This is a genomic window from Bosea sp. (in: a-proteobacteria), from assembly GCF_023953965.1.
Lineage (GTDB): Bacteria > Pseudomonadota > Alphaproteobacteria > Rhizobiales > Beijerinckiaceae > Allobosea.
In genome coordinates this window covers 2,840,426-2,851,019 of the sequence record NZ_JAMLIX010000001.1, presented here as the reverse complement: position 1 = coordinate 2,851,019, position 10,594 = coordinate 2,840,426, and the positions used below count along the sequence as shown (strand labels likewise).

The window sequence follows — 10,594 nt, the reverse complement described above, 5'->3', positions numbered from 1 at the left end:
TGATGATGAAATTGCTATGTGAAATATTCCATCATCGCAAGTGGAGCGTATCAGCGTGGAGTCCATCACGGGGACGGGCATAGTGCGCCGCATCATGCGCCCCCAGGATCACACACGCGCTTGGCTGCATTACGTCCGCGAGCAGCTCGGCGGCATCTCGTGGCGAAAGCTCGCCATGGGGGCCAAGGTCGACCCGTCGACCCTGTCGCGCTTCGCCAACAACGAGGATGTCGAGCACGATCTCGCGCGCAAGACGATCGCCGGAATCGAGCGCTTTTCCCGCATCCCCTACGGCGCGCAGGCTGGCGGCGAACTACTCGGCGCCTTCGCCGACAGCGAGGGCGCGCCCTACGAAATCGGCCGCAAATCCAATGACGGCCGGGTTGACGAGCAGGTCCGCTATATCTGCCAATCCCAATCGGGCCTTGCCCCGTGGACGCTGACGACGCGCGCGCTGGAGATCTTCGGCTACATCCCCGGCGACGTGCTCGTCGTCGATTCCAACGCCGAGCCGGAAGATGGGGACATCGTCGTCGCGCAGAACTACGACCTGCGGACCGAGACGGTTTTCCGGCTCTACCAGAAGCCCTATCTGCTGGCTGGCGCGACGGACCGGATCGTGCGCCCGCCGCTGGTCGAGGACGGGCGGCGGGTGGTGATCCGTGGTGTAGTCATCGCACAATACCGCCAGCGCAAGGGGCATCTCGCGGCGGCGTGATCATCATATGTGTTGAATAATTCCATCATGCGTGCATTATCGCCGCATGCCAGATTTGACGATGTCGCTCGAAGAGGTCGCCGCTCTCGTGAAGCGCAAGCCGGAAGGCTTCCGCCGCACATGGCGCCGGCTGCATCAGGAGGTCGGGTTTCCCGCGCCTCTGCGCGGGCTCGGCCTGGTCTGGTCGCGCCGGCTGGTCGAGGCGTGGATCGAGGGCCTGGCCCTCGCGCGCCCGCCGGCCAATGACGATGCGCCGGCCGATCTCTCGACGATCGTGGCAGCGCAGAACGCGATGCTGCGGGAGGCGATGACACGGCGATGAAGGGGCGCAGCGGCACCACGATGGGCACGGCCATCATCAAGATCAAGTTCGTCGACTGGCGGAACGGACGGCCGCGCTTTTCGCCCGGCGCCAACATTCGCGCCATCGGCTACAAGGCGGAAGACCTGAAGCACCCCGACGGCCGCTGGCTTTCCGTCGAGGAGGCGATCGCGTGGAGCGCGCGGCGACAGGCCGAGATCGAGGCCCGCCAGAACCATAAAGCCCGCACCGGCCGCATGCCGCCGCGCCCGCGCGAGAGGCTGATCACGGTCGAGAAGCTGTTCGACCTGCTCTGGCAGCACCCGTCGATGCGCGGCAAGGCGGTCGAGGAAGGCAAGCACGTCTTCAGGCCGAAGAGCCCGGCGACCGTGCGCGACTACAAGCAGAAAGCCCGCGTCATCGAGGCCGAGGCGCCGGAGCTGTGGGGCGCCTCCGTCGACGCGCTCGACCGCGTCATCCTGTTCAACCTCTACGAGCTGATCGCCACCAAGCGCGGCCTCGCCACGTCCACCGGCTGCATCCGCGCGCTGTCGACGGCACTCAGCTTCGGCATGCGCCGCGGCTACTGCAAGCACGCCGTCAATCCGGCGGCCGAGCTGGGCATGGAAACCCCGCCGCCGCGCCTGCGCGTCGGCGAGCGCGAGGAGATCGCCCATCTCGTCGCGGCGGCAGACAAACTCGGCCGGGCCGATATCGGCGACAGCATCATGCTCGGCGTCTGGACCGGCCAGCGCCAGAGCGAACGCATCGACCTGATCGACGAGGGCCTGCTCAACGGACGGCGCATCTTCCGCCAGCGCAAGACCGGCGCGATGGTCGCAATCCCGCAAGGCGCGCCTCTCGACGCCCGCCTTGCCCAGGCCAAGGAACGCCGACGGGCCGCGCTCGATGCGGCCGCAGCCGAGGCGCGCGCGGCCGGCCGGCCGGCGCCGATCGCCCGGCTCGAGCTGGTGATCGACGAGAAGAACAACCAGCCCTTCAAGCCGGATCACTACCGCCACCTGTTCGCGGCGATGCGCGACGTCGCCGTGCATGGGCTGGTCGCGATCGGCGAGGACCGCGTCGTGCTGGTCAAGGACGAGGATGTCGGCCCGATCAGGCACTATCTGCCGGGCCTGCGCGGGCTCAGAAAGGGCGAAGCGGTCAAGGCCGGCACCCTACCCCACCTGATCGAGCCGATGCCGTCCCTGGCCGGCTTTCGCGACCAGGACCTGCGCGACACGTCGGTGACGTGGCTCGCGCTCGCCGGCGCCACCATCCCCGAGATCGCGGCCGTCACCGGCCACAGCCTCGAAAGCATCACGACCGTGCTCAAGCACTATCTGGCACGTCACCCCGAGATGGCGGATCACGCTATCGCAAAGCTGGTGGAATGGCATGGCTGACGACCAAACGAAATCGGCGCCGCCCGGAAAGACGTGGCTCACCCTGCATTGGGATAATCGGCCGCAGGACGAGATTTCCGTAGTGCACTCGGAATACGGTTCGCCAATCCCGTTCGGGTGGATTGACCACGAGACGCTGGAAATCGACGACGTCTTTGCCGGCACCGCGACGATCAAGCACACGCCAAAGCCGCCGAGGAACTACTATGGCTAAGCAGCAGTCAGTGAAGATCGACCTACCGTCGGAATTTCGGTTCCTGTGCGAGGACGCGGATGTGAGCCCCAAGGACGTCCTGGAAGGCTTCATCCGCGACCTCTGCGCCCTGCCCGGATCGAACGGCAGCGACGAGCGCGATCGAGCTCAAGCTTATTTCGATCGCTGCGGCTACGCGTTTATGGCGCAGCTCCGCCGAGAGCAGTCCGGCCAAATTCACACGCGGAATCAGCGGCTCGGGACGGTTTAGGAATTTGGGAATTTGGGAATGCAAAAAAGGGCGCGATGTTCGCGCCCTGTTCCTATCGTCGCACCGGGGCGCCGCGTCTAACCCTTTGATTTCCCGGGAACTTCCGTGGTGGGTGATGTAGGGCTCGAACCTACGACCCGCTGATTAAGAGTCAGCTGCTCTACCAACTGAGCTAATCACCCATACGCCACGAAGCGTCGCCATCGGGCGGCGTCGGCCGCGTCAGGCAGGGGGGCGTGTAGCAAAGGCCCCGCCCCCTGTCCACCCGTACGCGGCAGAAATTTTGAAGGCGCCGCGCTTACTCCGCCGCCTGCGCGTGCATGCGCCCGCCGCGCGCGATCAGCTTGTTGAGCGCGGCGAGATAAGCCTTGGCCGAAGCGACCAGCGTGTCCGGATCGGCGCCGCGGCCGGTCACCGACGAGCCGTCGCGCGAGAGCCTGACCGTCACCTCGGCCTGCGCGTCGGTGCCCTCGGTCACGGCGTGGACATCATAGAGCTCCAGCGTCACCTCATGCGGCACGATCGCCTTGATCGCGTTGAAGATCGCGTCGATCGGCCCGTTGCCCTCGACCTCCTCGGTGACGTGCCGCCCCTCGACGTCGAGCTTCATCGTCGCGCGCTGGGGCCCACGCGTGCCGGCGATCACCGTCAGCGATTCCAGCTTGATCCGGTCATGCGCGGTCGCGATGTTCTCGTCGACCAGGGCCTCGATATCCTCGTCGTAGACATGCTTCTTGCGGTCGGCCAGCGCCTTGAAGCGGGTGAAGGCGTCCTCGAGCTGGTTGTCGCCCAGATCGTAGCCCATGTCCTTCAGCTTGGAGCGGAAGGCGGCGCGGCCGGAATGCTTGCCCATCACCAGCGAGGTCTTGGTCACGCCGACCGAGGCCGGCGTCATGATCTCGTAGGTGGTGTTGTTCTTCAGCATGCCGTCCTGGTGGATGCCGCTCTCATGGGCGAAGGCGTTGCGGCCGACGATCGCCTTGTTGTACTGCACCGGGAAGGAGCAGGCGGTCGAGACGGCCTTGGACAGGCGCATCAGCTGCGTCGCGTCGATGCCGGTCTCATAGGGCATGACGTCGCCACGCACCTTGAGCGCCATCACGATCTCCTCCAGCGCGGCATTGCCGGCGCGCTCGCCGATGCCGTTGATCGTGCACTCGACCTGGCGCACGCCGCCCTCGAGCGCGGCCAGCGAATTGGCGACCGCGAGACCCAGATCGTTGTGGCAATGCGCCGAGAAGATCGCCTTGTCGGCATTCGGCACGCGCTCGCGCACCGCCTTGAACATGGCGCGGTATTCGTCCGGCGTGGCGTAGCCGACCGTGTCGGGCAGGTTGATCGTGGTGGCGCCGGCCTTGATCGCGACCTCGACGGCGCGGCACAGATAGTCAATCGGCGTGCGGGTGGCGTCCATCGCCGACCATTCGACGTCCTCGACGAGGTTGCGCGCCTGCGTCACCGTCGCGGTGATGATCTCCAGCACGTCCTCCTGGCTCTTACGCATCTGGTGCTCCAGATGGATCGGCGAGGTCGAGACGAAGGTGTGGATGCGCGGCTTCACCGCATGGCGCACGGCCTCGCCGGCACGCGCGATGTCGAGCGGGACGGCCCGCGCGAGGCCGGCGACCGTGGCGCGCTTCAGGCGGCGCGCGATCTCGGAAACCGCCTCGAAATCGCCGTCCGAGGCGATCGGGAAGCCGGCCTCGATGATGTCGACGCCCATCGCGTCGAGCGCCTCGGCCACCTCCAGCTTCTCCTCGAAGGTCATGGTGGCGCCGGGGCATTGCTCGCCGTCGCGCAGCGTGGTGTCGAAGATCAGCACGTGGTCCTTGCCCGCAGGATTTTGGGCGGAGCCGGTCTTTGTCGGGTTGGTCATGGTTCTGCTTCCGGTGTCGGCGCGCCGCGGAATCTTAAAACAGGCGGGCGCTGGGTTTGCTGTCGGCGGTTCTCGTCAGTCCCCTGAGCGCCCAGGCAGCATGCCCGGCCGGCCCTCAGGGGCGGCTAAGGAGAAGAAGGCCGGGAAGAAGCGAGAACGGAGCGCGGGCGCGCATGCCGACGCTCCGCGCGGCGGCGCGGTGCTGCATCGGGTCATGGCGGGCGGTCGAAACCACGGGCGTTCCTCAAATCGACGGGACAGGATGTAACCGGAAGAGGGCCCTGAGCGCAAGCATCTGTCGCGGCTCCTCTGTGGCTATGCCGCGCCGCGGGAATCGGTCATGGTTTTGGCCCGTCTGGATCACGGTTGCGTCCCATCGAACGCAAGCGTGGTCCAGCTCCTTGTTCTAGCATCGGATTTCTCCGAAAAGTGGATTCCACTTTTCGGTCCGATGCTCCAGCCGGAGCTGAAGCCCGATGCGTCCCTCCCCGCTCCTCCTTTCGGCCTTGGCCGCCCTCCTGCTCGGCGCCTGCCAGAGCACGTCGGGCGGCCCGCCGCCCGCCCCGCCGCCGGAGCAGGCGGCGCCCGGCGTGACGCCGAGCACCTTCCGCATGCCGGCCGGCAGCGGCTGCTCCGGCGAGGTCGAGCGCTTCCAGGCGGTGATCGACAACGACGTCGCCACCGGCCACACCACCAAGGGCGTGCACGACCGGGTCTCGGGCGAGATCGCGCAGGCGCGCACGCTGTGCAGCAGCGGCAACGAGGCCGGCGCCATCGGCCGGATCAGGGCGACGAAGGCGAAGTTCGGCTATCCGGGCTGAGCGCCTCGCCCACCGTGCCGATGAAGCGCACCTTCGGCCGCCCGACGCCGTGCATGAGGAGCGTCCGGCGCACCGGCCGCGTCGCGCCGGCGATCCGCACCGTCGCGCCCCTGCGATGGGCGTTGCGCACGAAGCTTTCGATCGTCGCAGCCCCGGTCGAATCGAGCAGGGAGACGGCCGAGAGGTCGATGACATAGGTCTTCGGCTTCTCGCCGATCCTGTCCAGCGCCGCGCCGACCGCGGCGGCGGCGCCGAAGAAAAAGGCGCCCGAAATGCGCAGGACCATGATGTCGGGATCGGTCGCGAGCCCTGAATCATAGGGCTTGCGCCCATTGCCGTTTTCCGTGTCCGCCCTGTCCTCCTCCACCATCGGGGCGTTCTCGACCGCCACCGATTCGGCCATGCGGTGCAGGAAGAGCAGCGCGCTGACCGAAAAGCCGACGACGATGCCGACGGTCAGATCCTCGAAGATCACCAGCAGGAACGTCACCAGGAGCACCACGGCATCGCCCCGCGAGGCGCGGATCAGCGTCGCGAACTCGTGCTTCTCGGCCATGTTCCAGGCCACCACCGCCAGCACGCCCGCCAGCGCCGCGAGCGGGATGAAGGCCGCAAGCGGCGCCGCGACCAGCATGAACAGCAGCAGGAACACCGAATGCAGCATGCCGGCGACCGGTCCGCGCGCGCCGGAGCGCACATTGGTGGCGGTGCGGGCGATGTTGCCGGTGACGCAGATGCCGCCGAACAGCGGCGAGGCGATGTTCGCCAGCCCCTGCGCCACCAGCTCGCAATTAGAGCGATGCCGCCGGCCCGTCATCGAATCGGCGACCACGGCCGAGAGCAGGCTCTCGATGCAGCCGAGCAGGGTGAAGGAGAGCGCGTTCGGCAGGACGGCGACGATCTTCGTCCAGGAGATCTCCGGCAGATGCGGCAGCGGCAGCGTCTGCGGAATGCCGCCGAAGCGCGTGCCGATGGTCTCGACCGGCGCGCCCATGAGCGCCGCCCCGACCGTGGCGATCGCCACGCCGATGATCAGCGAGGGCCAATGCGGCCGCAGGCGGCGCAACGCGACGATGACGCCGATGGTGACGGCCGCGACCGCGACCGCCGCCGGGCTCACGCTCGGCAGCGCGCCGGCGAGCGCGGCGAGCTTCGGCAGCAGCGGCCCCGGCTCCTTCTCAAGGCTCAAGCCCAGCAGGTCCTTGATCTGGCTCGAGAAGATGATGACCGCGATGCCGGCGGTGAAGCCGACCGTGACCGGATAGGGGATGTATTTGATGAAGGTGCCGAGCCTGAGAAGCCCGATCGCCGCCAGCATGAAGCCCGACAGGAAGGTCGCGAGCAGCAGGCCCTCCAGCCCGTGCTGCGCCACGCAGGCCGCGACCAGCACGATGAAGGCCCCGGCCGGCCCGCCGATCTGGAAGCGGCTGCCGCCGAACGCCGAGACGATGAAGCCGCCGACGATCGAGGTGTAGAGCCCGCGATCGGGCGTGACCCCGGAGGCGATGGCGATGGCCATGGACAGCGGCAGCGCCACGATCGCGACGGTGAGGCCGGCGATGGCGTCGGCCTTGAAGCCGGCGAGGCCGTAACCCTCGCGCATGATCGTGACCAGCTTGGGCGTGTAGAGCTCGGCGAAGCTCGGCTCGGGGCTCGTGGCGGCCATGACAATCCTTTCCTCAACCCCCTCGCGGGACGCGGGAGCGTCGGCCGGATCGCGGTCGGCGCCGCTCTTAACCTGTGCGGGTCTTCGTCTATGGCGGCGCTTTCAGGCGCACCCCGCGCCCGCCGCCGCGGCTGACGGCGTTGTCGCCGATCAGCTCGACGCCCGCGCGGTCAAACGCCTCCACCACCCGGGTCAGGGATTCGATCACGCCGCGGACATTGCCTTCGCTGCTTTCCATCCGCTGGATGGTGGGCAGCGAGACGCCCGCCATCTCGGCGAGCCCACGCTGGTCGATCCCGAGCAGGGCACGGGCGGCGCGCATCTGCGCGGCCGTTATCATCGATGAACTCGCATGCTGAACCTCAGGGAAAATATAGGAGATATCTTAACTGATGTCTAGAACATCATCTTTGCTTGGTAACGCATGAGCTGAGAAAAGCGGGGACAGCGCGACGACCAACCGCTTCGGGCAAGACGCGCCTCGCAGCCCTACGCCGCCAGCCCCCGCTTCTCCAAAAGCGCATCCGGCGTCGGCAGCCGGCCGCGGAACAGCGTGTAGGCTTCCGCCGCCTCGCGCGTGTCGCCGGCAGCATAGATGTAGCGCTTCAGCTTCGCCGCCACCTCGGCCGAGAACACATCGCCCGTCTCGGTGAAGGCGTTGAAGGCGTCGGCATCCATCACCTCCGACCAGAGATAGCTGTAATAGCCGGCCGAATAGCCGTCGCCGGCGAAGACATGGGTGAAGTGCGGCGTGCGGTGGCGCATGGTGATCTCGGCCGGCATGCCGATGCGCTTCAGCTCCGCCGCCTCGAAGGCGAGCGGATCGACCGCGGCCGGCGCCGCGAGCGAATGGAAGGCGAGATCGACCAGCGCCGAGGAGGTGTATTCCACGGTGGCGAAGCCCTGGTTGAAGGTCTGCGCCTTTTCGATCTTCTCGATCAGCGCCTCGGGGATCGGCTTACCCGTCTCGGCATGCAGGCAATATTGCCGCATCACCTCGCGCGTCAGGAACCAGTGCTCGTAGAGCTGCGAGGGCAATTCGACGAAGTCGCGCGCGACCGAGGTCCCGGCGAGCGAACCATAGGTCACGTCCGAGATGAGCCCGTGCAGCGCGTGGCCGAATTCGTGGAACAGCGTGCGCGCCTCGTCGAGCGAGAGCAGCGCCGGGTGGCCCTCCGCCGGCTTGGCGAAATTGCAGACATTGACGATGATCGGCCTGACCTCGCCATCGAGCTTGCGCTGGCCGCGAAAGGCGCTCATCCAGGCGCCCGAGCGCTTCGAGGGCCGGGCGAAGTAATCCCCCAGAAACAGCCCGATGGCACGCCCGCTTGCGGCCTCCGTCACCTCGAAGAGGCGCACCTCCGGATGGTAGCCGGCAAGCTCCGGCCGCTCGGTGAAGGCAAGCCCGAACAGCTTGCCGGCGACGTCGAAGGCCGCCTGCCGCACGCGGTCGAGCGGGAGATAGGGCTTCAGCGCGGCCTCGTCGAAAGCATAGGTCTTCTGCCTGACCTTCTCGGCATAATGGCGCCAGTCCCAGGGGCGGATCGGCCCGTTCCCGCCCTCAAGCCCCGCCAGGGCCGAAAGATCGGCCGCCTCGCGCGCCGCCCGCGCGCGGGCCGGCTTCCAGACCAGCTCGAGCAGGTCGCGCACATGCTCCGGCGTCTTCGCCATGGCGTCGTCGAGCTTGAAATGGGCGAAGGTCGGATAGCCGAGGAGCTTCGCCTTCTCGGCCCGGAGCGCCACCATCTCGGCGACGATCGCGCGGTTGTCGCTGTCGCCGCCGTTCTCGCCGCGCCGGCTCCAGGCGAGGAAGGCTTCCTCGCGCAGGTCGCGCCGCTCGGAGAAGGTCAGGAACGGCTCGATGATCGAGCGCGACAGCGTCACCGCATGCTGGCCGGGCCTGGCCCGATCGGCCGCCGCGCGCGCCATCGCCGCCCTCAGGAAGTCCGGCAGGCCGGCAAGCCCGGCCTCGTCCGCGATGAAGAGGGCGTAGGACGATTCATCCTTCAGCACGTTCTGGCTGAACGCGGTGCCGAGCGCCGCCAACCGTTCATTGATCGTGGCGAGGCGCTGCTTGTCATCCGCAGCGAGCTTCGCGCCGGAACGGACGAAGCCCTTGTGGGTGCGCTCCAGCAATCGCGCCTGCTCGGCATCGAGGCTGAGCCCGTCGCGCCTGGCATTGACCGCGTCGACGCGGGCGAACAGCCCCTCGTCCATCATGATCGCCGACCAGTGCCGCGCGGTGATCGGCGACATCGCGCGCTCGATCGCCTGCAACGCCTCGTTCGTGTCGGCCCCGGTCAGGTTGTAGAACACGCCGCCGATGCGGCTGAGCGCCCGGCCCGCCCGCTCCAGCGCCTCGATCGTATTGGCGAAATCGGGCTGGGCCTTATCCGCGACGATCGCCGCGATCTCGGCCTTGTGCTTGGCGAGCGCCGCGTCGAAGGCCGGGCGGATATGCTCGGGCCTGATCTGCGCGAAGGGCGGCAGGCGGAAAGGCGTCTGCCAGCGCGCGGCGAAGGGATTTTCGGCCGGCAACGGCAGCGCTTCGGGATGGGCGGTCTCGGCAAGGGTCATCGGGTTGCTTTCGCGGGACAAGCGGGATCAGTCGTCACCGAAGATATGCGCGAGGTAGCGGCGCATGAAGGGCGGCATGTCGTGCTCTTGCGTCGCGGCGAGGTCGCGCAGGATCACGATGTCGGAAAGCTCCTCCTCGGGCAGCGTCTTCATCCGCGCCAGCATCAGCGCCCGCGCCTCATCCGCCGGCAGGTCGATGCCGACCTCGCGCATGAAGGCGATGCGGCCTTCCTCGATCACCGCCGTCCAGCCGGCGCCGACAGCGAGCTCCCCGGCCCGCAAGCCGGTCTCCTCCGCAAGCTCGCGGGTGACGCTGCCGGCGAGGTCGAGCGTGCCGTCGGGGCGTTGATCCTCGCGGTCGGGCGTGCCGGCGGCGAAATAGACCTTGCCGGCATTGGCGGTGTGGGCGCCCATCCTGCCGCAGAGGAAGGCGCCGTCATTGGCCCTGAGCGCCGCCATGGCGAAGCCGTTGCGGATGGCGGGCCCGGGATGGCCGGCATCGCGCCAGGCCATGAAGGCGGCATAGTCGGTCTCGAAATAGCCGGCCTCGAAAACGCCGCCGCGGATCGCCGCGCGGTGCTGCAGCATCACCCGCCCGTTGAACATCGCGGGCTTGCCGGCACTGATCTTCGCCCAATGCGCCGCGATTCCCGCGGCGTTCTCGCGGGCATAGGCCCAGTCATGGGGCTCGACCCGGGCATCGACCCGTGCGAGCCGGACGATCGTCCCGTTCTCGACGCCGCCGCGCCTCCCCTGGCCTGTCAT

General features: G+C 67.8%; 11 protein-coding genes and 1 tRNA gene. 6 read left to right on the top strand and 6 right to left on the bottom strand.

Annotated features, from left to right (window positions below; genetic code table 11):
• Window positions 1-55 precede the first annotated feature (55 nt).
• From M9917_RS13285 to M9917_RS13265, 5 genes are all read left to right on the top strand, one after another.
• Window positions 56-718, top strand: coding sequence for a LexA family protein (locus M9917_RS13285; protein WP_297254342.1), 663 nt, complete (start codon window positions 56-58; stop codon window positions 716-718).
• Window positions 719-779: 61 nt separating this feature from the next.
• Window positions 780-1,040 carry a hypothetical protein gene (locus M9917_RS13280; RefSeq protein ID WP_297254341.1) on the top strand — a complete coding sequence of 87 codons (261 nt, stop codon included), beginning with the start codon at window positions 780-782 and terminating at the stop codon, window positions 1,038-1,040.
• Window positions 1,037-2,425 carry a site-specific integrase gene (locus tag M9917_RS13275; protein ID WP_297254340.1) on the top strand — a complete coding sequence of 463 codons (1,389 nt, stop codon included), beginning with the start codon at window positions 1,037-1,039 and terminating at the stop codon, window positions 2,423-2,425. Before M9917_RS13280 ends, M9917_RS13275 begins: the two co-directional genes overlap by 4 nt.
• The gene (locus M9917_RS13270) at window positions 2,418-2,639 is read left to right on the top strand and encodes a hypothetical protein (protein WP_297254339.1); all 222 of its coding nucleotides are present in this window, start codon (window positions 2,418-2,420) and stop codon (window positions 2,637-2,639) included. Before M9917_RS13275 ends, M9917_RS13270 begins: the two co-directional genes overlap by 8 nt.
• The gene (locus M9917_RS13265; protein WP_297254338.1) at window positions 2,632-2,889 is read left to right on the top strand and encodes a hypothetical protein; all 258 of its coding nucleotides are present in this window, start codon (window positions 2,632-2,634) and stop codon (window positions 2,887-2,889) included. The genes M9917_RS13270 and M9917_RS13265 overlap by 8 nt, the downstream gene beginning before the upstream one ends.
• 106 nt (window positions 2,890-2,995) lie before the next feature.
• Here the strand turns inward: M9917_RS13265 and M9917_RS13260 are convergent.
• Both M9917_RS13260 and M9917_RS13255 read right to left on the bottom strand, forming a co-directional pair.
• Window positions 2,996-3,071, bottom strand: a tRNA-Lys gene (locus tag M9917_RS13260).
• Window positions 3,072-3,187: 116 nt separating this feature from the next.
• On the bottom strand, window positions 3,188-4,765 hold the full coding sequence (locus M9917_RS13255) for a 2-isopropylmalate synthase (RefSeq protein ID WP_297254337.1): 1,578 nt from the start codon (window positions 4,763-4,765) through the stop codon (window positions 3,188-3,190).
• A 476-nt stretch (window positions 4,766-5,241) separates the two neighbouring features.
• On the opposite strand from M9917_RS13255, the gene M9917_RS13250 reads away from it, so the two are divergent.
• The gene (locus M9917_RS13250) at window positions 5,242-5,586 is read left to right on the top strand and encodes a hypothetical protein (protein ID WP_297254336.1); all 345 of its coding nucleotides are present in this window, start codon (window positions 5,242-5,244) and stop codon (window positions 5,584-5,586) included.
• On the opposite strand, the gene M9917_RS13245 is transcribed toward M9917_RS13250, so the two are convergent.
• The 4 genes from M9917_RS13245 to M9917_RS13230 all read right to left on the bottom strand — a co-directional run bounded on the left by M9917_RS13245 (window position 5,549) and on the right by M9917_RS13230 (window position 10,594).
• The gene (locus tag M9917_RS13245; RefSeq protein ID WP_297254335.1) at window positions 5,549-7,252 is read right to left on the bottom strand and encodes a SulP family inorganic anion transporter; all 1,704 of its coding nucleotides are present in this window, start codon (window positions 7,250-7,252) and stop codon (window positions 5,549-5,551) included. The genes M9917_RS13250 and M9917_RS13245 overlap by 38 nt on opposite strands.
• Before the next feature lie 88 nt (window positions 7,253-7,340).
• Entirely contained in the window at window positions 7,341-7,592 is a 252-nt protein-coding gene (locus M9917_RS13240) for a helix-turn-helix domain-containing protein (protein ID WP_297254334.1), read from the bottom strand.
• A gap of 149 nt (window positions 7,593-7,741) precedes the next feature.
• A complete protein-coding gene (locus M9917_RS13235) occupies window positions 7,742-9,829 on the bottom strand; it encodes a M3 family metallopeptidase (protein WP_297254333.1) in 2,088 nt (695 codons plus the stop codon).
• A 27-nt stretch (window positions 9,830-9,856) separates the two neighbouring features.
• A complete protein-coding gene (locus M9917_RS13230; protein WP_297254332.1) occupies window positions 9,857-10,594 on the bottom strand; it encodes an NUDIX hydrolase in 738 nt (245 codons plus the stop codon).